General features: G+C 73.0%; 16 protein-coding genes. 7 read left to right on the plus strand and 9 right to left on the minus strand.

Going from position 1 to position 21,316, the window contains the following annotated elements; all coding sequences use genetic code 11:
* Positions 1-40: 40 nt before the first annotated feature.
* On the minus strand, positions 41-1,156 hold the full coding sequence (locus FDO65_RS07800) for a PAS domain S-box protein (protein WP_240757554.1): 1,116 nt from the start codon (positions 1,154-1,156) through the stop codon (positions 41-43).
* 182 nt (positions 1,157-1,338) lie between these two features.
* The gene (locus FDO65_RS07805) at positions 1,339-2,607 is read right to left on the minus strand and encodes a glycosyltransferase family 4 protein (RefSeq protein ID WP_137448774.1); all 1,269 of its coding nucleotides are present in this window, start codon (positions 2,605-2,607) and stop codon (positions 1,339-1,341) included.
* Between the two features lie 9 nt (positions 2,608-2,616).
* Here FDO65_RS07805 and FDO65_RS07810 point away from each other — a divergent pair, with 9 nt between their 5' ends.
* Entirely contained in the window at positions 2,617-3,492 is an 876-nt protein-coding gene (locus tag FDO65_RS07810) for a PIG-L deacetylase family protein (RefSeq protein ID WP_205849841.1), read from the plus strand.
* Here the strand turns inward: FDO65_RS07810 and FDO65_RS07815 are convergent.
* Positions 3,465-4,613 (minus strand): lysylphosphatidylglycerol synthase transmembrane domain-containing protein, encoded by a 1,149-nt coding sequence (locus tag FDO65_RS07815; RefSeq protein WP_166442086.1) that lies wholly within the window; start codon positions 4,611-4,613, stop codon positions 3,465-3,467. The genes FDO65_RS07810 and FDO65_RS07815 overlap by 28 nt on opposite strands.
* Before the next feature lie 222 nt (positions 4,614-4,835).
* Between FDO65_RS07815 and FDO65_RS07820 the strand changes: the two genes are divergently transcribed.
* Positions 4,836-8,747, plus strand: a complete 3,912-nt coding sequence (locus tag FDO65_RS07820) for an ABC transporter transmembrane domain-containing protein (protein ID WP_420847530.1) — start codon at positions 4,836-4,838, stop codon at positions 8,745-8,747.
* A gap of 111 nt (positions 8,748-8,858) precedes the next feature.
* Positions 8,859-12,728 carry a multifunctional oxoglutarate decarboxylase/oxoglutarate dehydrogenase thiamine pyrophosphate-binding subunit/dihydrolipoyllysine-residue succinyltransferase subunit gene (locus FDO65_RS07825; RefSeq protein WP_137448778.1) on the plus strand — a complete coding sequence of 1,290 codons (3,870 nt, stop codon included), beginning with the start codon at positions 8,859-8,861 and terminating at the stop codon, positions 12,726-12,728.
* Positions 12,729-12,794: 66 nt separating this feature from the next.
* On the opposite strand, the gene FDO65_RS07830 is transcribed toward FDO65_RS07825, so the two are convergent.
* From FDO65_RS07830 to FDO65_RS07850, 5 genes are all read right to left on the minus strand, one after another.
* A complete protein-coding gene (locus FDO65_RS07830; RefSeq protein WP_166442087.1) occupies positions 12,795-13,193 on the minus strand; it encodes a RidA family protein in 399 nt (132 codons plus the stop codon).
* Between the two features lie 35 nt (positions 13,194-13,228).
* Positions 13,229-14,536: an amidohydrolase family protein gene (locus FDO65_RS07835; RefSeq protein WP_137448779.1), complete on the minus strand. Its 1,308-nt coding sequence runs from the start codon at positions 14,534-14,536 to the stop codon at positions 13,229-13,231.
* Between the two features lie 100 nt (positions 14,537-14,636).
* On the minus strand, positions 14,637-15,851 hold the full coding sequence (locus tag FDO65_RS07840) for an allantoate amidohydrolase (RefSeq protein ID WP_137448780.1): 1,215 nt from the start codon (positions 15,849-15,851) through the stop codon (positions 14,637-14,639).
* 68 nt (positions 15,852-15,919) lie between these two features.
* On the minus strand, positions 15,920-17,146 hold the full coding sequence (locus FDO65_RS07845) for an NAD(P)-dependent malic enzyme (protein ID WP_240757486.1): 1,227 nt from the start codon (positions 17,144-17,146) through the stop codon (positions 15,920-15,922).
* 431 nt (positions 17,147-17,577) lie between these two features.
* Positions 17,578-17,913: a 4a-hydroxytetrahydrobiopterin dehydratase gene (locus FDO65_RS07850; protein WP_137448782.1), complete on the minus strand. Its 336-nt coding sequence runs from the start codon at positions 17,911-17,913 to the stop codon at positions 17,578-17,580.
* Positions 17,914-17,974: 61 nt separating this feature from the next.
* Between FDO65_RS07850 and FDO65_RS07855 the strand changes: the two genes are divergently transcribed.
* Genes FDO65_RS07855 through FDO65_RS07865 form a run of 3 tightly spaced genes read left to right on the plus strand, consistent with a single transcriptional unit; the run spans position 17,975 to position 19,805 of the window.
* On the plus strand, positions 17,975-18,598 hold the full coding sequence (locus tag FDO65_RS07855; protein ID WP_137448783.1) for a dTDP-4-dehydrorhamnose 3,5-epimerase family protein: 624 nt from the start codon (positions 17,975-17,977) through the stop codon (positions 18,596-18,598).
* A 17-nt stretch (positions 18,599-18,615) separates the two neighbouring features.
* Positions 18,616-19,275 (plus strand): histidine phosphatase family protein, encoded by a 660-nt coding sequence (locus FDO65_RS07860; protein ID WP_137448784.1) that lies wholly within the window; start codon positions 18,616-18,618, stop codon positions 19,273-19,275.
* Positions 19,272-19,805, plus strand: coding sequence for a GNAT family N-acetyltransferase (locus FDO65_RS07865; protein WP_137448785.1), 534 nt, complete (start codon positions 19,272-19,274; stop codon positions 19,803-19,805). The genes FDO65_RS07860 and FDO65_RS07865 overlap by 4 nt, the downstream gene beginning before the upstream one ends.
* Here FDO65_RS07865 and FDO65_RS07870 read toward each other — a convergent pair.
* Positions 19,747-20,211: a hypothetical protein gene (locus FDO65_RS07870; protein WP_137448786.1), complete on the minus strand. Its 465-nt coding sequence runs from the start codon at positions 20,209-20,211 to the stop codon at positions 19,747-19,749. The two genes, FDO65_RS07865 and FDO65_RS07870, sit on opposite strands and share 59 nt — an antisense overlap.
* Before the next feature lie 116 nt (positions 20,212-20,327).
* Between FDO65_RS07870 and FDO65_RS07875 the strand changes: the two genes are divergently transcribed.
* On the plus strand, positions 20,328-21,248 hold the full coding sequence (locus FDO65_RS07875) for a diacylglycerol/lipid kinase family protein (protein WP_137448787.1): 921 nt from the start codon (positions 20,328-20,330) through the stop codon (positions 21,246-21,248).
* Positions 21,249-21,316 lie beyond the last annotated feature (68 nt).

Consider the following 21,316-nt stretch of genomic DNA (forward strand, 5'->3'; position numbering starts at 1 on the left):
CGACGGCCAGAGCCAGGGCCCACCGGGCGGGTCGCCGCGCTCAGGCCAGACGGAGGTCGGTCAGCCGGCTGAGCTGCTGGTCCCGCTCCACCCGTTCGGTGACGTCCAGCTGGTAGCCGATGTAGTGGGTGAGCCGGCCCGCCTTGTTCCGCACCGGGGACAGGTGGAACTCGTTCCAGAACTCGGCACCGTTGCGCTTGATGTTGCGGATCAACGTATCGATCGAACGCCCGGCGACGATGGCGTCCCGGATCTCGTGCCGCAGCCGGGGGTCGCCGTACGGCCCCTGCAGGAACCGGCAGTTGCGGCCCAGCACCTCCTCGGCGGAGTACCCCGTCAGCCGCTCGAACGCCGGGTTGACGTACACCAGCGGCTGGTCCTCGGCGAGGATGTCGGCCACGGTGATCGCCACCGACGCCTCGTGCGTGGCCCGGGTCAGGATGCCGGGCAACAGGGCCTGCGGGATGAGACCGGAGGTCGGCGAGGACCCCGTCTCGGCCGACGGCGCCGACCACCCCTCGGTCAGCGGGGCCGGACTGCCCAGTCCCTCGAAGACCGCGGACACCCGCTGCCGCAACGGCATCCCCGGGTCGGCCACCGCCCAACCCTCGACCAGGGCGGCGCCCAGATCGCGCAGCTTGCGGTTGGTGTGGGAGGAATGCCACTTGAGCAGGTCGAACGCCTGCTCGGCGTCGAGATCGTAGGCCGCCATGATCATGCCCTTGGCCTGGTCGATCTGACTGCGCGTCGCCGCCGAGGCGCGCACCGCCTGGGTGATCTCCGAATCGGTGGCCGCGCGCAGACGGTTGGTCAGATCGGTCACCACGCCGGTCACCGTGCGGGTCCGGCCGATGGTCGGACCGGCCGCGAAAGTCGTCGTCGCCGTCCGCTCGCTGCGGTCGGCGGTGACCAGCCGATGACCGATGACCACGGCCTCACCGGTGGTCAGGCACCGCTGGAGCGCGGTCTGCCAGGCCACCCGGTCGACCGCGTGCACATGAGCGGACAGCATGACCGCCGTGAAGAGCACCTCGCCCGGGGTGAAGCCCAGCACCGTCGCCAGATCGTCGGATCCGCTGAAACGCGACACCTCGCCGTCACTGTCCACCTCGACGACGAATGTCCCGAACGACAGCCGTCCGGTCGGTTCGTCCACAGTGAGCAACGGTCACACCTCCAGCCTTCAACCACCGGCGAACGGCCGTCTGTTTGACCGAAGCACTCCCAGCTTAGTTGGCCCCTGGGTTTCGTGGGTGCGGAACGGGGCAGGGCCACACGGAACGGCCCCCAGACGAAGCACGGCGGGTCCGCCCCTGCCTCCCCCGGGTTCCGCCGTCCCTAATGCGACAGGCTCCGTCCCGAGCCGGCGGGGCGACCGGCAAGTCGGGCCGCGCGGGCGTACTCGCCGTCGAGCCTGGTCAGGACGGTGGCCCAGGCCGTCGGCGGCTCGGTCCGGCGGTTGTGGCGCTGGATCGACCGTCGCAGGGTCTGGTCGGTGGCCAGCCGGACGATCGCCTCGACCATGCCGTCGTCACCGTCGGCGATGAGGCCCTCCCGGCCGTCGGCGACGAATTCGGTGACGCCGGTGTCGCTCATCGCCACGACCGGCAGACCCGCACACCGGGCCTCCAGGGCGGCGATCCCGAACGACTCCAGGAAGGCCGGGGCCAGGAACAGGTCCGCGGCGGCGTACTCCGTCAACAGGGAGGCCCGATCGATGCGGCCGGCCAGCCGCACCGCGCCGGTCAGGCCCTCCCGACGCAGGTACCGCTCCATCCGGGGGCGCAGCTTGCCGTCACCGAACACGGTGAGCCGCAGATCGACGCCGGACCGATCGGCGGCCAGCCGGTCACGGGCGGCGGCCACGATCTTCAGCAACGGCAGCGGTCGTTTCCGGACCGACAACCGCATGGTGGCCACCGCATGGACGGGTGTCGTCCCGACCGCCCCGGCGGGGGCCGACGGTTCACTCGCCCCGTCGACGGCGGCGACCCGCCACTCGCCGGGATCGAGGCCGTTGGGCAGCACCGTCACCGGCACCCCCGTGCGCTCCCGCAACGGGGCGGCGGCGGCCTCGCTGACCGCGGTGAGCGCGAACCCCGGGGCCAGCCGGCGGTCGAGCCACGGGGTGAGGATCAACGGCAGTCGGAAGGGCGGCCGCAGACAGTGCACCGTCACCACCGTCGGCAGACCGAGGTCCAGGGCGACCCGCAGACCGGCGGCCGCGAAGGGCGACCCCACCCCGGCGTGCACGTGCACGGCGTCGAAGTTCCCGGCCCGCAGCACCTTGCGGATCGGGCGGGACGGGAACGGGTTGTTGGCGATCTCCGCGGGGATCGGCAGACCGGAACGGTGGATCGGCACCCGCGGGTCGGCTCCCGCCGCCCCGGCCGGCCCACCGGGCGTCGCAGTGATCACCTCGGGATGGTGCCCGGCCGCCGCCTGCCGGCGGGTGAGGTCGTTGACCTGCATCTCGATGCCCCCGAGACGGGGCAGGAAGCAGTCGGAGACGTGGGCGATCCGCACCCGGTATCCGCCTCCCCCGCGTCCGGTGGCCCACGCCGGCGCTCGCCGGGGTGGCCCCCGGGCCGATCGGGCCTGGGTCATGCTAGCCCCGTGCCGCTGCCTTCACTCCGTCGTCGCCCCACATCGCCGCCCGATCCCGACCCGTCGCTGCCCACCGCCGTCTTCCTGCACGCCCACCCCGACGACGAGGCGCTGCTGACCGCGGGCACCATGGCCACGCTCGCCGCGCGGGGGCACCGCGTCGTTCTCCTGGTGGCCACCGCCGGCGAGGCCGGCCTGGCCGACGCCGCCCTGCAGGCCACGGACCTGGGGGCCCGACGCACCGCCGAACTGGCCGCCTCGGCCGCCGCACTGGGCGTCGCCCGGACCGAGGTCCTCGGGTACGCCGATTCGGGGCTGGGGCCCGAACCCGGCCCGGTCCCACCGCCCGGGCACCTCCCCCGCCTGGCCGACGCCGCCGTCGACGACGTCGCCGTCCGGGTCGCCGCCGTGCTGGACGCCGAGGACGCCGCCCTGCTGACCAGCTACGACGCGGCCGGCGGGTACGGACACCCCGACCACGTCGCCATCCACCGGATCGGCGCCCGGGCCGCCCAGCTGGCGGCACGCACCCCGGTGCTGCTGGAGGCCACCGCTCCGCGCGACCGGCTGCTGGCCGCCGCGACGCGCGTCAACCGGCTGCTGCCCCGCCGCCACCGGGTGGACCTGGGTCCCTGGCAGTCGGCCTACAGCGCGACCACCGACATCACCCACGTCATCGACGTGCGCGGGCAGGCCCGCGCCCGGCGGGCCGCGATGGCCGCCCACGCCAGCCAGGCGACGGGCGGCATCCGCACGCTCGGGGTGTTCCGCCGGATCCCGTCGCCGCTGTTCGGCTGGGCGTTCGGCCGGGAGTGGTACCGGCAGCCCGGACTGCCGCCCCGGGACCCCCGGGACCGTTACCGGGACGTGTTCGCCACGCTCTGAACCGTGCGGCCCTGGCGTCCGGACAACCAGACCAGCCAGGCGATGACCCCGAACGGGATCTCCAGGACGTGCGTGAAGATCGTGAACAGCAGGACCCCACCCGCCGTGGCGGCCGGGTCCGCGCCCATCGCGACCAGCAGCGCCACTGTTCCGGCCTCGACGACGCCCAACCCGCCCGGGGTGACGGCCACCGACGTCAGCAACCGGCCGAGCGCGAACGCGGCGAGCAACGAGCCCACCCCGGCCGAGACTCCCACCGTGGCCAGGCACCAGCAGAACAGGCCGAAGTAGACGGCGAAGTAGCCGGCGGTGCCCAGGCTCATCGGCAGCCAGCCGGCCGTCAGGACGTCCCGCGTCTGCCGACGCAGCTGTTCGACGCCGTCCTGCCAGGCCAGCCGGCGGGGCCGGCCCACCGCCCGCAGCACCGCCTGGGTGGCCCGCTGCGCACCACCGGTGATCCGTCGTGCGGCCGTCGGGCTGATCAGGACCACCACGAACAGCACCAGCACGGCCGACAGGGTCAGCACCCCGGCGATCGCCGCGTCCCGCAGGGTGTCGCTGAGGGTTCCGCCCTGCAGCACGAGGGCGGCCAGGCCCAGCAGCGGGACGACGATCTTCCCGGCGCTGGCGAAGACGCCGCCCAACACCACCGACACCCCGATGGCCGACCGCGAGAACCCCCAGGACCGGCAGAAGGCGTACGTCACGCCGACCCCGAGCGCCCCACCGAACGGCAGCGTGTTGGCGACCAGCGACCCGGCGAGGTTCACCGTCAACGCCTGACGGTGGGTGATCCCCGGGAGGGCGCCGGTGATGGTGAAGGTGAAGGCGATCAACGCGCTCAGCTGCAGGGCGGCCAGGCCGGCCACCTCGATGCCGGACAACCGGCCGAGCGGGGCGACGATCTCCGCCCACCCGACACCGGCCACCCGGGGCAGGCCCCAGATGAGGAGAGCGGCCGCGGCGCCGAGGGAGACGAGGTCACGCAGCACCCGGAACCAGATCCGCGGGCGCCGCCACCACGGCCGGAGGTCAGCGTCGGGCGCGGCCGGACCGATCGGGCCGGTCCGATCGTCGTCCGCACCGGATCCGTCGCCGGCCGATCCCCCCGGATCGATCACCGTCCCACCGTCTTGCACGCGGTCACACTCTCATGCGCCCCCACCGGATCGGGGCCGAGTCGCGTCGGCCTGTCGGTGGCCGCGGTTACCGTGACGACCGTGTCCGCCGCTCCCTCCGGCTCGGATGCGCCCGCCGCGCAGTCCCCGTCCGTTTCGCCCTCCACTCCTTCGCCGACGTCACCCGGGTCACCGACGGCACCGCCCGACCAGGGCAGCCGATGGATCCGCCGTATCTGGTCCTACTGCTGGCGGCACCGCACCATCACGCTGCTCGCGGCGCTGTCCGCGGTCGTCGGGGTCGGTCTCGGCGCGCTCGTGCCGTTGCTGACCCAGGTGGCGATCGACGACGCCACCGCGGGGTCCACCGCCGGCCTGGGCTGGGTGGTCGCCGGCCTGGTGGGCCTCGCGGTCGTCCAGTTCGGTTCCTCGTTCCTGCGCCGGTGGGCCGGCGGTCGACTGTCCCTGGACGTCCAGCACGACATGCGGCAGGACGTCTTCTCCGCCCTGCAACGACTGGACGGCGCGGGCCAGGACCGGCTGCAGACCGGTCAGGTCGTGTCCCGCGCCTCGTCGGACCTGCAGATGGTGCAGTCGCTGCTGGCGATGGTGCCGTTGTCGGCCGGCCAGGTGGTGCTGTTCGTCGCCTCGCTAGCGATCATGCTCACGCTCTCGCCGCTGCTCACCCTGACCGCGCTGATCGTGGTGCCGGCGGTGGTCGTGGTGAGCCGGGCCACCCGCACCGTCCTGTTCCCGGCGACCTGGTCGGCCCAGCAGTCGGCCGCCGAGGTGGCGGGGATCGTCGAGGAGAACGTCACCGGGGTCCGGGTGGTCAAGGGCTTCGGGCAGGAGGAGCGGGAGGTCGGCCGACTGGACGCCGGCGCGCGCCGGCTGTTCGCCGACCGCATGCGGGCCGTCCGGCTGACCGGGTCGATCACCCCGGCACTGCAGGGCCTGACCGCGCTGGGCCAGGTCGCCGTCCTCGGGATCGGCGGGTATCTGGCCCTCAACGGCACCATCACCCTCGGGACCTTCCTGGCCTTCACCCTCTACCTCGCCCAGCTGGTCGCCCCGACCCGGATGCTGACCCTGCTGCTCGTCACCGCCCAGCAGGCCCGCGCCTCGGTGGAGCGGGTGCTGGAGATCATCGACACACTGCCGGTGATCACCGACCCGGAGGATCCGCAGCCGTTGCCGGACGGGCCACTGGACGTCGCGTTCACCGGCGTCCGCTTCGGCTACGCGCCCGACCAGCCGGTCCTGGACTCCTTCGAGCTGCACGTGCCCGCCGGCCGCACGGTCGCCGTCGTCGGGTCGTCCGGGTCCGGGAAGTCGACCCTGTCGCTGCTGCTCCCCCGGTTCTACGACCCGCAACGCGGCACGGTCGCCGTCGGGGGGCGGGACGTCCGCGCGGTGGGCCTGCAGGAGCTGCGGGGCAACGTCGGGGTGGTGTTCGAGGAGGCGTTCCTGTTCTCCGACACGATCGCGGCGAACATCGCGTACGGCCGTCCCGACGCCGACCGCGAGCAGGTCCGGGCCGCCGCCCGGGCCGCCGAGGCGGCGGACTTCATCGAGGCCCTCCCCCAGGGGTACGACACCGTGATCGGCGAACGCGGTCTGACCCTCTCGGGCGGCCAACGCCAGCGCCTGGCGCTGGCCCGGGCCATGATCACCGACCCGCGGGTGCTCGTCCTGGACGACGCGACGAGCGCGGTGGACCCGGTGACCGAGGCCGCCATCCTGGCCACCCTGGGCCGGCTGACGGCGGATCGCACGACCCTGCTCATCGCCCACCGCCGGTCGACCCTGCTGCTCGCCGACGTGGTCGCGGTGATGGACCGCGGCCGGGTCGTCGACATGGGCCCACACGACGAACTACTCACCCGATGTCAGGCCTACCGCGACCTGCTGGGCGGCGCCCTGGCCCCGGCCGAGCCGTCGGGACCGGCGCCGGCCCCGACGACCGCCCCCGATCCGGTGCCGGCGGAACCCGCCGACGCCGGATCGGATCCGACCGGTCTCACCCCCGAGCTCTGGCCCGACCCGACCGACGCCCCGGCGCCCGGACGGGCCGTCCGCGCCGCGGCCGAGCGCATCGGCCCGCGGGGCGGCGGTGGCATGGGCGGGTTCCTCGGCTCCGGACCGGCCACCCCGGAGCTGCTCGCCCGGGTCGACGCGCTTCCTGCTGCCCGCGACGAACCGCTGGCCCTCAGCGGGCCCACCGACGACCCCGGCGACGAGTCCGCACCGGTCGAGCCCGGCACCCCGACCCCGCCGTTCTCGTTGTGGCGCACCCTGCGGCCGGTCCGCTGGCTGCTGGCCCTGGCCCTGCTGCTCGTCGCGCTGGACGCCCTGGCCGGGCTCGCCCTGCCCGCCCTGGTCCGCTACGGCGTCGACCACGGCGTGTCGGCCGGTTCCCTCGGGGTCATCCTCGGCGCCACCGGGGTGAGTCTCGTCGTCGTCGGGGCGACCTACCTGATCCAGCGCTGGCAGTACATCGCCGCCGGCCGGGCCGGGGAGAACGTCCTCTACCGGCTCCGGCGGCGCGAGTTCGTCCACCTGCAGCGGCTCGGGCTCGACTACTACGAGCGCGAGATGGGCGGCCGCATCCTGACCCGCATGACGACCGACGTCGACGCCCTGTCGACGTTCCTGCAGACCGGGCTGGTCACCGCGGTCGTCTCACTCGCCACGTTCGTCGGGATCGCCGTCGTCCTGCTGGTGATGAACGCGGGTCTCGCGCTGATCGCGTTCAGCGTGCTGCCCGTGGTGCTCGTCTCCACCATCGTCTTCCGCCGGTACTCCGCCCGCGCCTACAACGACGCCCGCGACAAGGTCAGCGTGGTTAACGCGGACCTGCAGGAGAACGTGGCCGGGCTCCGGGTGGCGCAGGCCATGGGCCGGGAGCGGACCAACGCGGACACGTTCGCGGCGAGGTCCGAGGCCTACCGGCGGTCACGGATGCGCGCCCAGACGGCGATCTCGCTCTACTTTCCGCTGGTCGCGCTGCTCTCCCAGCTGTCTGCCGCGGCCGTCCTCGGTATGGGCACGGTCTGGGTGGTGGCCGGGACCCTCTCGGTCGGGACACTCATCGCGTTCGTGCTCTACCTCGACTCCTTCTTCACACCCATCCAGCAGCTGTCGCAGATCTTCGACTCCTACCAGCAGGCCCAGGTCGGTCTGCGCCGGATCGGCGAGCTGCTCGACACCCCGACCACCACCCCGCCGCATCCGAACCCCATCGCGGTGACCCGGGCGGACGGCGACGTCCGGGCCCAGGACGTGACGTTCCACTACGGCGCCGGGCCGGTCGGCACCGCGGCGTCCGGTCGGCCGGTGGACGGCGGGCAGCGGTCGGCCGCGGCCCTGGACGGGGTCACCCTCGACCTGCGGTCCGGCAGCACGGTCGCCGTGGTCGGCTCGACCGGCGCCGGGAAGTCCACGCTCGTCAAGCTGATCGCCCGCTACTACGACGTCACCGGCGGGGCCATCCAGGTCGACGGCCGTGACATCCGCACCTTCGACCTGCCGTCCTACCGCCGCCGGCTCGGGGTGGTGCCGCAGGAACCGCACCTGTTCAGCGGCACCGTGCGCGACAACATCGCCTACGGACGTCCGGACGCCACCGACGCCCAGGTGGAGGCGGCGGCCCGCGCCGTCGGAGCGATCGGGGCGATCGGCCGCCTCCCCGGTGGCTTCCGCCATCCCGTCGACGAACGCGGCCGCAACCTCTCGGCCGGGCAACGGCAGCTGCTGTCCCTGGCCCGGGCCGAGCTGGTCGACCCGGACATCCTGCTGCTCGACGAGGCCACCGCCGCCCTCGATCCGGCCGCCGAGGCAGCGGTCCTGACCGCGACCGAACGGCTGGCCCGGGGGCGGACGACCGTGGTCGTCGCCCACCGGTTGACGACGGCGGCGCGGGCCGACCAGATCGTGGTCATGGAACACGGGCGGGTGGCCGAGGTCGGGCGCCACGACGAGCTGCTGGGCACCGGCGGGGCCTACCACCGGCTGTACGCCGAGCTCACGGCGGCCAGCGGAGGACCATCCCCCACCGACGGGACCAACTCGGTCGGCCCAGTAACCAACCGGAGCGCCGGCGAGGCGTCCATCACCTCGATCGGTTCAGCCCCGTGACGCCCCCGGTCTCCGGCAGCCACGGGACGACGCCGAGCGATAGCCTGAATGCATACACCCTCTAACTCACATCGACCACACACCTAGCCTCAGAACGGGCGGAGAAACGTAGTGTCGTCAACGACCGCGCCAGAGTTCGGACCCAACGACTGGTTCGTCGAGGAGAAGTACCAGCAGTACCTCGCCGACCCGGACAGCGTCGATCCGATCTGGCGCGAATTCTTTTCCGCCAACTCCGGGGGCGCCGCCGCACAGGCGGCCAAGGCCACGTCCGCCCCGACGAACGGTGCCTCCGGCAACGGGGCCACCGCCCCCGCTGCCCCCCGCCCGTCGACCCCGCCGCCGCCCCCGCCGCCCGTCCGGAGCGCTGGCAAGCCCGCGGCCGCTCCCCCCTCCCCGGAGGCCCGGCCCGCCGACTCCCCGCCCGCCGCCAGCAACGGCAGCGCCGCCAACGGCGCGGCCCGGTCCCGCCCGGCCCTGGCCAACACCCAGACTCCGAAGGCCGGCGGCAAGGAACTCGCCGACGCCCCGCCCGCGGCCCGTCGCCGTTCGGCCACCGCCACGCCGAACGACATGGTCGCCGCCTCCGCCGCGACCGCCGCCACCGCCGCGAAGGCGGCCGAGGGCACCGGCGAGACCGCCACCCCGCTGCGCGGCGCCGCCGCCGCGGTCGTCCGGAACATGAACACCTCGCTGGAAGTACCGACCGCCACCTCGGTCCGGGCCGTGCCGGCGAAGTTGATGGCCGACAACCGCATCGTCATCAACAACTTCCTCAAGCGGAACCGCGGCGGGAAGATCTCGTTCACCCACGTCATCGGGTACGCGATCATCCGGGCGGTCCGCGACCTGCCGAACATGAACCGCCACTACGGCGAGGTCGACGGCAAGCCGCAGCTGATCACCCCGGCCCACGTCAACCTCGGCCTGGCCATCGACCTGCCCGGCAAGGGCGGTACGCGCAACCTCGTCGTCGTCCCCATCCGCAACGCGGAGTCGATGACGTTCACCCAGTTCTGGAACGGCTACGAGCAGCTGGTGCGCAAGGCCCGCGCCGGTCAGTTGACCGCCGAGGACTACGCCGGCACCACCATCTCGCTGACCAACCCGGGTGGCATCGGCACCAACCTGTCGGTGCCGCGGCTGATGGCCGGCCAGTCGGCCATCGTCGGCGTCGGGGCGCTGGAGTACCCGGCCGAGTTCCAGGGCGCCTCCGAGCAGACGCTGGTCGACCTGGGCATCTCCAAGATCGTCACGCTGACCTCCACCTACGACCACCGGGTCATCCAGGGCGCCGAGTCGGGCGAGTTCCTCAAGCGCATCCACCAGCTGCTGATCGGCGAGGACGGCTTCTACGACGACATCTTCGCCTCGCTGCGGATACCCTACGAGCCCGTCCGCTGGGTCCAGGACCTGGACTCCGGCCGCTACGGCGCCGCGGTCGACCGCACCGCCCGGGTGCTGGAGATCATCGACGCGTACCGCACCCGCGGTCACCTGATGGCCGACACCGACCCGCTGAACTACCGCCAGCGCAAGCACCCCGACCTGGACGTGCTCTCGCACGGCCTGACCCTGTGGGACCTGGAGCGCGAGTTCCCGGTGGGTGGCTTCAACGGCCGGCAGTACATGAAGCTGCGTGACGTCCTCGGCGTGCTGCGCGACTCCTACTGCCGCACCGTCGGTGTCGAGTACATGCACATCATGGATCCGGCCCAGCGGCGCTGGATCCAGCAGCGCGTCGAGGTCAAGCACGACAAGCCCGCCGTCGAGGAGCAGAAGTACATCCTCGGCCGGCTGAACAGCGCCGAAGCGTTCGAGACGTTCCTGCAGACCAAGTACATCGGCCAGAAGCGGTTCTCGCTGGAGGGCGGCGAGACGGTCATCGCGCTGCTCGACGCGGCGCTCAACCGCGCGGCCGAGTGCGGCATGGACGAGGTCGTCATCGGGATGGCCCACCGTGGCCGGCTGAACGTGCTGGCCAACATCGTCGGCAAGCCGTACTCGCAGATCTTCCGCGAGTTCGAGGGCAACATGGACCCGGGGCAGGCCCACGGTTCCGGTGACGTCAAGTACCACCTGGGCGCCGAGGGCAAGTACATCCGCCCGTTCGGCGAGGGCCAGGTCGAGGTGACCCTGACGGCCAACCCGTCGCACCTGGAGGTCGTCGACCCGGTGTTGGAGGGTGTCGCGCGGGCCAAGCAGGACCTGATCAACCTCGGCGAAGAGGGCTACACCGTGATGCCGCTGGCCATCCACGGTGACGCCGCGTTCGCCGGGCAGGGCGTGGTCGCCGAGACGCTGAACCTGTCGCTGCTGCGCGGGTACCGCACCGGCGGCACCGTGCACGTGATCATCAACAACCAGGTCGGGTTCACCACCGCGCCCGAGCAGTCGCGGTCCAGTGAGTACGCCACCGACGTGGCCAAGATGATCCAGGCGCCGATCTTCCACGTGAACGGTGACGACCCCGAAGCCGCCGTGTGGGTGGCCAAGCTGGCCGTCGACTACCGGCAGGCGTTCGGCCGGGACGTCGTCATCGACATGATCTGCTACCGCCGGCGCGGTCACAACGAGGGCGACGACCCCTCGATGACCAACCCGCTGATGTACCAGATCATCGACGGCAAGCGGTCGGTCCGGCGTCTCTACACCGAGGCGCTCATCGGGCGCGGCGACATCACGCCCGAGGACGCCGAGGAGGCGTTGCGGGACTACCACACCCAGCTGGAGCGGGTCTTCAACGAGGTCCGCGAACTGGAGAAGGCGGCGGCGGCACCGTCGCCGTCGGTGGAGTCCGAGCAGGCCATCCCGCCGCGGGTGGAGACCAAGGTGTCGAAGGCGACGCTGGAGCGCATCGCGGACGTAGCGCTGGACTACCCGGAGGGCTTCACCCCGCACCCGCGCGTCAAGACGGTGCTCGAACGCCGGGTCGAGATGGCCCGTCAGGGCGGGGTCGACTGGGCGTTCGGCGAGCTGCTGGCCTTCGGTTCGCTGGCCATGGAGGGGCGGCTGGTCCGGCTGTCCGGGCAGGACTCCCGGCGCGGCACCTTCGTGCAGCGGCACTCCGCGCTCATCGATCGCAAGACCGGCGCGGAATACCTGCCGCTGCAACACCTCTCGGACGACCAGGGCCGGGTCATGATCTACGACTCGGCGCTGAGCGAGTACGCGGCGGTCGGCTTCGAGTACGGCTACTCGGTGGCCAACCGCGAGGCGCTCGTGCTGTGGGAAGCGCAGTTCGGGGACTTCGTCAACGGTGCCCAGTCGGTCATCGACGAGTACCTCTCGTCCGGTGAGGCCAAGTGGGGCCAGCAGTCGGGTGTCGTGCTGCTGCTGCCGCACGGTCACGAGGGCCAGGGCCCGGACCACACCTCCGGCCGGATCGAGCGCTTCCTGCAGCTGTGCGCCGAGGGCTCGATGACGGTGGCCGTGCCGTCCACCCCGGCCAATTACTTCCACCTGCTGCGGCGCCACGTGCTCGACGGTGTCCACCGGCCGATGGTCGTCTTCACCCCGAAGTCGATGCTGCGCAACAAGGCCGCGGTGTCGTCGGTGGAGGACTTCACCGAGGGCAAGTTCGAGTCGGTCATCCCGGACACCGCCCTGGACCCGTCCGAGGTGAAGCGGGTCCTGCTGACCAGCGGCAAGCTCTACTACGAGCTGGAGAACTACCGGCGGACGCACGACATCACCGACACGGCGATCCTGCGGATCGAGCAGATCTACCCGGTGCCCCGCCGCAAGCTGGCGCACTACCTGGAGGCCTACTCGGGGGTCACCGACGTGCGGTGGGTGCAGGAGGAGCCGGCCAACCAGGGTTCGTGGCCGTTCCTGGCCCTGGCGCTGCCGGAGATGCTGCCGCAGCTCGCCGGGATCAAGCGGATCTCCCGTCGCGCCATGGCCGCCCCGTCGGCCGGTTCGGCCCGGGTGCACGAGGTCGAGCAGGCTGCGGTGATCGCCGCCGCGTTCCAGGCCTGATCCACCCGCGAAGGGCGGGCGCCGGCGACGGTGCCCGCCCTTCGCGCGTTCCGGGGGTTCCGCCGTTCAGCGTCCGTTGATGACCGCGTCGGCCTCGATCTCGACCAGCAGAGCCGGGTCGATCAACGCCGCGACCTGCACCATCGTGGCGACCGGACGAACCGCGGCGAAGAACTCGCCGTGCGCCCGGCCGACCTCCTCCCAGCGCGCGATGTCGGTGACGAACATCCGGGTGCGCACCACATCGGCCAGGCCCGCGCCGACCTGGTCCAGCGCCGCGGCGATCCGCCCGATCGCCTCCCGGGTCTGACCGGCGGGATCGCCCGGAGCGACGACGCCGCCGTCCGGTAGCGCCGCCGTCGTCCCGGCGACCCAGACGTGATCACCGACCCGGACCGCCCGCGAGTACCCGACCGCGGCCTCCCAGGGACCACCGGATCCGACTGTCCTGCGCTCGTCCACCATGCCGAGCACAGTAGAAGGCCCGGTCGGCGCCCCGGTCAGATGGACTCGAGGTTCGGCGGGCCGTAGCGGATCACGCCGTCCTGCAGCACCGCCCAGGTCAGCGGAGCGCCGGGACGGAACACCAGGTGCTCGACGAAGGGCGCGTCCAGCACGTGCAGGTCGGCCCGGGAACCGACCGTCAGACGACCGACGTCCGACCGTCGCAGAGCCTGCGCCCCGCCCGCGGTGGCCGCCCAGATGGCCTCCTCCGGCGTCAGCCCGCACCAGCTCACCCCGAGGGCGACGACCAGGTTCATCGCGAACGACCCGACGGACCCCGCATTCCCGTCCGAGGCCAGGGCGAGCGTGGCACCGGCGTCGGCCAGCGCGCGGCCCGGGGGCGGCGGGCGCCGCGTCGCGAGATTGGACAGCGGCAGCAGGGTCGCCACGGTGCCGGGGGCGCCGTCGGACCGGTGCACCGAGGAGGCGAGATCGGCCACGTCCCGCTCGGACAGGAAGGTGCAGTGATCGACCGCGGCGGCACCGGTCTCGACGGCGATCCGCACCGCTGCCCCGAGAGCGTGCTGCTGGCCGTGCACCCGCAGGCCCAGACCGACCCGCTGCCCGGCAGCCAGCACCCGGCGGGTCTGCGCCTCGTCGAAACCGTCCTCGTCACAACAGACGTCGATCCACCGGACGGACGGGGCGACCACGTCCAGCATCGGTCCGCACACCAGGTCGAGGTAGGTGTCCGGGTCGTGGAACTCGACGGGGACCACGTGGGCGCCGAGGAAGCTGATCTCCTCGAACCCGGCGGCGGCCGCGGCGGTCGCCGACCGCGTCTCGTCCCGGGTGGTCAGCCCGTAACCGGTCTTGGTCTCGGCGCAGGTCGTCCCGCCCCGCAGCATCTCGAGCCGGCGCGCCCGCGCCAGCGCGACGAGGTCGGCATCGGCCGTCGCCCGGGTGGCGGAGACCGTCGCCCCGATCCCCACCTGCTCGGCCCGGCCGTCGGTGGCGGTCTCGTCGACACTCGGCGCCAGCCGGTCGGAGCGACCGCCGAGGCGGACAGCGAACTCCGCGGCCCGGTCACCGGCGTGCACGGCGTGGGTGTGGCTGTCAACCCAGCCCGGGAGGACGGCGCGACCCTCGACGTCCAGGCGCAGATCGGCGGCGGGGGCGTCACCGGCGGCCCCGATCCAGGCCACGACACCGTCCTCGACGACCAGCGCGACCGGCCCGTCGCCCCCTCGGCGTCCGAGCTCGCCGGGCCGGGTGGAACCGTCTCCGGCGTCGTTGGTCACCAGGTCGCCGATGCCGGTGACCAGGACGGCCTGACCGGAACCGGATGCTCCCGCGTGTGTCACGGGTCCCCCTCTCCAACCCGGCGGGAGGGTCCTCCGGGCGACGCAGCTGCCGTACCCGGCCAAGGGCCCCGCCACACCGCCCGGGCCCGGGGGTTCCCGCTCAGACGAGCGTCTGCAGCGCGTCGGTGAGCCGATCCACGGCGGCCACGCAGTCGTCGGGGTCGAGGTACTCCTCGGGTGCGTGCGAGATGCCGCTGGGATTGCGGACGAAGACCATCGCGCTGGGCACCGAGGGGGCCAGCACGCCGGCGTCGTGGCCGACCGCCGACGGCAGGACCGGCGCGTCGAGAGCGGCCGAGAGCTGCAACCCCAGGCCGGTGTCGAGCAGCGCGTTGTCCTGGAGGCTCTCCCGGCGGACCACGACGGTGCACCCCTCCGCGGTGGCCCGCTCGCGGACCGGGGCGAGGATGCGGTCGACGACGACGGCGGTCCGGCGGGCCGACGGCGAGGTCACGTCCAGGACCAGTCGGACGGCGCCGGCGATCACGGCCGGGTCGTCGGGTTCGGCGCGCAGCCGGGCGACGGTGGCCCGGACGGAGTGGTCGGCGTCCGTCGCCTCCCGGGCGGCGAGGACGGCCGCGGCGGCCGGGATCATCGGGTCGCGCCGATCCCTGGACGCCGTCGCGGCGGCGTGATCGGTGCGCCCGGTGACGAGGACGGACCACCGGCCGCGGGCGGCGATCTCGGCGCCGACGGCGACCAGCGCTCCCGGGTGCCGGGTGGTCATCTCGCGGCCCTGTTCCAGGTGCAGCTCGACGAACGCCCCGAGGGTGGCGATGCGCACGGGATCCGGACCGAGATGGGTGGGGTCGACGCCGGCCCGCCGGACGGCCTCGGCCAGCGAGCAGCCGTGATCGTCGTGAAGGCGGCGGGCGGCGTCCGGGTCGAGGGACCCGGTCAGCAGGCGGGACCCGAGACCGGGCACGCCGAACCGGCCCCCCTCGGTCTCGGTGAAGCAGACCACCGCCAACGACCGGCTCGGCCGTACCCCGCGTTCCCGCAACCCGTCCACGGCCAGCAGACCACCGACGACGCCCAGGGCCCCGTCGAAGGCGCCGCCGCCCGGGACCGTGTCCAGGTGCGATCCGACGGCCACCGCACCGGGTTCGGGATCCCCCCACCAGGCCCAGAGGTTGCCGCTGCGGTCGGTCTCCGTGGCCAGGCCCCGGCGTTCGGCCTGTTCGACGAACCACTCGCGCAGCGACAGGTCGGCGTCGTCGAACCCGTGGCGGTGGTACCCGCCGGAGCGGTGGTCGCGTCCGATCCCGGCCGGCCCCGACCAGGTGGACAGGAAACGGGCGCGGGCGGCGGACATCGGCGGCTCCGAGGGGACGGCCTGCGGTGCGGACGGGCGACCAGTGTAGGCGCCCGGGCGCCAGCTGGTCAGCGGGTTCCGGGCACTCCCTCGGCCCGGGCGGCCACCGCGACGGCCTCGGCGACCAGGTCGGCCAGCCCGGGGGTGAACGGGTCGGGGACGATGCGGTGCCGGCTGGCCCGCCCGGAGACGGCGGCGCAGATCGCTCCGGCCGCGGCCACCTTCATGCCCTCGGTGATGCGCTGGGCCCCACTGTCCAGGGCGCCGAGGAAGATGCCGGGGAACGCGAGCACGTTGTTGATCTGGTTCGGATGGTCGCTGCGGCCGGTGGCCACCACCGCCGCGCCGTGCCGGGTGGCCTCCGCCGGGTCGATCTCCGGGGTGGGGTTGGCGAGCGCGAAGACGATGGGCTGCGGGGCCATCCGCTCGACCAGGGCCGGGTCGACGGAACCACCGGAGACGCCCAGGAACACGTCGGCCCCCGCCAGGGCCTCGGCCAGCGTGCCGGTGATCCCCCGCGGGTTCGACCAGGCGGCGAGCCGGGCCTTCTCGCTGTCCGGATCGGCCACCAGGTCGGCCCGGTCGGAGTGCAGCACTCCGCGGGAGTCGACGACGACGATGTCCCGCACCCCGGCAGCGTGCAGGATCTTCGCGCAGGCGATCCCAGCCGCACCGGCGCCCATCACGGTGACCTTCAGGTCGACCATGACCCGGCCGACGACCGAGGCGGCGTTCATCAGCGCGGCGAGCACGACGACCGCCGTCCCGTGCTGGTCGTCGTGCATGACGGGGATGTCCAACGCCTCGGTGAGCCGCCGTTCCACCTCGAAACACCGTGGGGCGGAGATGTCTTCAAGGTTGATCGCCCCGAACGAGGGGGCCATCGCGGTGACGGTGGCGACGATGGCGTCGACGTCGGTGGTGTCCAGGACGATCGGCACCGAGTCCAGCCCGGCGAACGACTTCATCAGCGCCGACTTGCCCTCCATGACGGGCAGGGCGGCCTTGGGTCCGATGTCGCCCAGGCCCAGCACGGCCGTGCCGTCGGAGACGACGGCGACCACCCGACCGGCCCAGGTGTAGTCACGGGCCGCGGCCGGCTCCTCGGCGATCAGGCTGGAGATGGCGGCGACGCCCGGCGTGTACAGCAGGGACAGGTCCCGCTTGTTGCGCAGCGGGGCGCGCAGACCGACGGTGAGCTTGCCGCCCAGGTGGGCCGAGCGCACCTCGTCCTCGGTGATGGCCCGGGCGGCCCGGTGATCGGCGGAATGGTCGGCGGAATGGACTCCGGGCACGGTTTCCTCGGCGATCGACGGGACGGCGTCGGGCCGTCGGGGGGTCAGGGAGGGCTCTAGGGAGGGGTGGGTGGGCTCAAGGTAGGGGTGGGTGGGCTCAAGGGAGGCACGGGCGGAAGCGGGGGCGGGCATGGTGTTGCCTTCGGATCGGTCGGACGCGCCGGCCGGGACGGACCGCCGACAGCGGCCGGGCCGGCGAACCCCGGTCCGGCGCCGGGGTGCGGGCGGCGGACGGTCGACGTACTGGTCCGGCGGGCAACCCGGTGGGGCTCCGTCGAGGCACTGACGTCGGAGGTACGGACGGGTCACCGCTGGTCTGGCCGGTGACCGGCGATCATTGTGCCGCACCGGCGCGGGGAGGTCCGGGACCGGCGCTCCGGGGGCGGTCCCCCAACCGGCCCGGGCCGGTCCGGGGCGCCGACCGCCCCAGGTCAGGACCCCGGGGTCTGGAATCCGGCCGCCAGCAGCCCGTCGATGGTGGTGGCCAGGGTCACGTCCCGGTCGGTCAACCCGCCGGCCGAGTGGGTGCTCAGCGCGAACCGCAGCGTGCGCCAGCGGATGTCGATGTCGGGATGGTGATCGGCGGCCTCCGCCCGGATGGCGACCGCGGAGACGGCCGCGATGGCGGCCGGGAAGTCGGGGGCGGTCACCGTCCGCCGGATCGTCCGGCCGTCCGCATCGAGGGTCCACGCCGGGTGACGGGCCAGGAACTGCCGCACCTGCTCCGGCGACAGCAGGCCCGGATCGTTCGCGGCGGCGGTTCCCATTCCGGTGACCGTGCCCGTCGGTCCAGGGCTGGTCAAGCCCGGGACCGTAGACTTCGCATCCGTGCAGGTCCGAGCCCTCGCCGTTCCCGGCGCCTTCGAGTTCACCCCCGTCCAGCACGGGGATTCCCGCGGCCTGTTCCTGGAATGGTTCAAGGTCGACAAACTGTCGGAGGCGGTCGGCCGGCCGCTGGACCTGCAGCAGGCCAACCTGTCGGTGTCGCGGGCCGGGACGCTGCGCGGCGTGCACTTCGCCGACGTCCCGCCGGGGCAGGCCAAGTACGTGACGTGCCCACGGGGCGCGGCGATCGACTTCATCGTCGACATCCGGGTCGGGTCCCCGACGTTCGGCGCCGTCGACGCCGTCCGGCTGGACTCCGAGCACCGCCGGGCCGTGTACCTGGCCGAGGGCCTCGGCCACGCGTTCCTGGCCCTGGAGGACGACACCACGCTGACCTACCTGTGCTCCACCGGGTACTCCCCCGGCCGCGAACACGGCATCAACCCACTGGACCCGGCCCTGGGCCTGCCCCTGCCGTCGGGGGCGGAACTGGGCACCGAATTCCTGCTGTCGGACAAGGACACCTCCGCGCCGACCCTGCAGGAGGCGGCGGACTCCGGTCTGCTGCCCACCTGGGAGGCGTGCCGGCCCTACCTGGCCGCCCCCCGCACGACAACCGGCGAGTGACGGGGCAGGATGCCGCCATGTCCTCCACGCCGACACCCGCGGCCCGCATCGCCCTCGTCCGTCACGGTCAGACCGAGTGGAGCAAGTCCGGGCAGCACACCTCGACGACCGACATCGACCTGACCGACGAGGGCGTGCACCAGGCGGTCTCGGTGGCCAGTCTGCTGTGGGGCCTGGACCTGCAACCGCAGACGGTCTGGAGCAGTCCTCGGCGCCGGGCGCGCCGCACCGCCTCGCTGGCCGGCCTGCACGTCGACGAGATCGTCGACGATCTGGCCGAGTGGTCCTACGGCGAGTACGAGGGCCTGACCAGCACACAGATTCACCGGACCAACCCCGGCTGGTCGATCTTCACCGACGGCGCCCCGGGTGGCGAGACGCCCGAGCAGGTGGAGGTGCGGGTCGACCGGGTCCTGGCCCGGGCGCGGGAACGACTGGTCGACGGTGACGTCGCCCTGTTCTGCCACGGTCACATCTCGCGGGTGCTGGCGGCCCGCTGGGTGGGCCTGCCGGTCTCGGCCGGCGCCTTATTCCTGATGAACCCGGCCGCCGTCACGGTGCTCGGGATGTACCACGACGCCCCGGCCATCGAGCACGCCAACGTCGTCCCGTTCCGCCCGCCGCGCTTCGCGCACACCGCGGAGGCGGCCGGGTCGGAAGGGGCCGACGCCCGATGAGCGGCACGCCCGCCCCGACCACCGACCGAGCGGTGATCTCCGCGATCCAGCCCGATGACGTCGAGGCCGTGGTCGAGATGGTCTACGAGCTGGCCGAGTACGAGAAGGCGCGGTCCTCCTGCCACCTGACGGCCGAGCAGCTGCGGGACGCCCTGTTCGGTCCCGCCCCGGCGCTGTTCGGCACGGTGGCCCGCACCGGACCGGGCGCACCGGTGGCGGGGTTCGCGCTGTGGTTCCTCAACTACTCGACCTGGGAGGGCGTGCACGGCATCCACCTGGAGGATCTGTACGTCCGCCCGGGGACCCGCGGATCGGGGCTGGGCAAGGCCCTGCTGACGGAGCTGGCCCGCATCGCCGTCGAGCGGGGGTACGCCCGCGTCGAGTGGGCGGTGCTGGACTGGAACACCCCGGCGATCGATTTCTACCGCTCGCTTGGGGCGGAACCGATGGACGGGTGGACGACCTTCCGGCTCAGCGGGTCGGCCCTGCGGGCGGCGGCGTCGGGTCGAACGGCAGCGGGAACCGGCTGATCCAGGCGTTGGCCGGGGGGCTCAGCAGCAACCCGGCGATGATCAACCCGGAGACCAGCACGAGCGGACCCCAGACGTACTGACCGCTGGGCGCGATGAGCCACACCCCGATGAAGACCAGCACCACCTCGAGCACCAGGCAGGGTGTACGACCCCAACGGCGCCCCCGCAGGATCCCGGAGGCCGCCGCCGCCATCAGCACCGCCACCACCAGGTAGTAGCCGGTCTGGGCCAGGGTCCGCCCGACCGGCGAACCGCCCTCCGGTCCGGCCGCCAGCCCGGAGACCAGGGTGACGACGGCCAGCACGACCACCCCGACGGCCTGGGCGAGCACACCCCAGCCGGCCCACCGGACGGCCGGCGGTGGGGGGATCGTGATCGGCGGCGGATCGGCGGGCACACTCACGCCGCCCAGGCTACGGGCCGGACGCCCCGCCGCCGCGCGACGGACACGAGCCGGCGGGGTGGCCCCTCGGACGACGACGGTGCTGGCGACCGCACGGTCGCTAGAGTGCGGGATTGATGCGAGCCCTGTTGATCGTCAATCCGCACGCGACCTCGACCAGCGAGCGTCGCCGTGATCTGCTCGCCCATGCCCTGGCCGGGGTGGTGTCGCTGCGCGTGGCGCACACGGCGAGCCGCGGACACGCCGCCCATCTGGCCGCCGCGGCCGCGGACAGCGGTGTGGACCTGGTGGTCGTGCACGGCGGGGACGGCACGGTCAACGAGGTCGTCAACGGGTTGATGTACCGGGGTGTGCGGCCGGACATCCCGTTGCTGGGTGTGGTGCCGGGCGGGTCGACGAACGTCTTCGCGCGGGCGCTGGGGTTGTCGAACGATCCGACGGTGGCCACCGAGCAGATCCTCGAGGGGTTGTCGGCGGGCCGGTCACGCCGGGTCGGGCTGGGCCGGGTCAACGACCGGTACTTCACGTTCAACGCCGGCCTGGGCCTCGACGCCGAGACGGTGCGCGAGGTGGAGCGGCATCGCAGCAAGGGCCGCAGCATCTCGAATCTATTGCACGTGCGCATGCTGCTGCGTCAGTACCTGGCGACGGACAAGCGCCACCCGCGGCTGCGCCTGGAGATCCCCGGCCGGCCGCCGGTCGACGGGGCGTTCCTGGTGTTCGCCTCGAACGTGGACCCGTGGACCTACCTGGGGCAGCGCCCGATCCGGACCAACCCGGAGACGACCGCGGAGGGCGGTCTCGGTCTCTTCGCGGTGACGGGCCTGGGTCCGCTCACGACGGCGGCGGTGTCGCTGCAGTTGCTGCGAGGGACGGAGCACCCCCGGTCGCGGCGGGTGTTTCGGGCCGATGACACCGCGGGGGCCACGGTCACGGCGGATCGCCCCGTCGATCTGCAGGTTGACGGCGATCATTTGGGGCAACGTACGGAGGTCACCTTCGACGCTATTCCCCGCGCTGTACGAATTGTTCTGTAAAAGCTGATCGCCCGTCCCTTTTCGACGGTGACGGGCCGCTCCCGGGGCTCCCCCGACGAGTGGCCCTC

It is taken from the genome of Nakamurella flava (assembly GCF_005298075.1).
Taxonomy (GTDB): domain Bacteria; phylum Actinomycetota; class Actinomycetes; order Mycobacteriales; family Nakamurellaceae; genus Nakamurella; species Nakamurella flava.

Excerpts from the sequence above, each read along its gene's own strand:
- FDO65_RS07860 (WP_137448784.1), top strand. The coding sequence starts at position 18,616 with ATGTCCTCCACGCCGACACCCGCGGCCCGCATCGCCCTCGTCCGTCAC.
- FDO65_RS07805 (WP_137448774.1), bottom strand. The coding sequence starts at position 2,607 with ATGACCCAGGCCCGATCGGCCCGGGGGCCACCCCGGCGAGCGCCGGCG.
- FDO65_RS07865 (WP_137448785.1), top strand. The coding sequence starts at position 19,272 with ATGAGCGGCACGCCCGCCCCGACCACCGACCGAGCGGTGATCTCCGCG.
- FDO65_RS07830 (WP_166442087.1), bottom strand. The coding sequence starts at position 13,193 with ATGGTGGACGAGCGCAGGACAGTCGGATCCGGTGGTCCCTGGGAGGCC.
- FDO65_RS07875 (WP_137448787.1), top strand. The coding sequence starts at position 20,328 with ATGCGAGCCCTGTTGATCGTCAATCCGCACGCGACCTCGACCAGCGAG.
- FDO65_RS07840 (WP_137448780.1), bottom strand. The coding sequence starts at position 15,851 with ATGTCCGCCGCCCGCGCCCGTTTCCTGTCCACCTGGTCGGGGCCGGCC.
- FDO65_RS07850 (WP_137448782.1), bottom strand. The coding sequence starts at position 17,913 with ATGGGAACCGCCGCCGCGAACGATCCGGGCCTGCTGTCGCCGGAGCAG.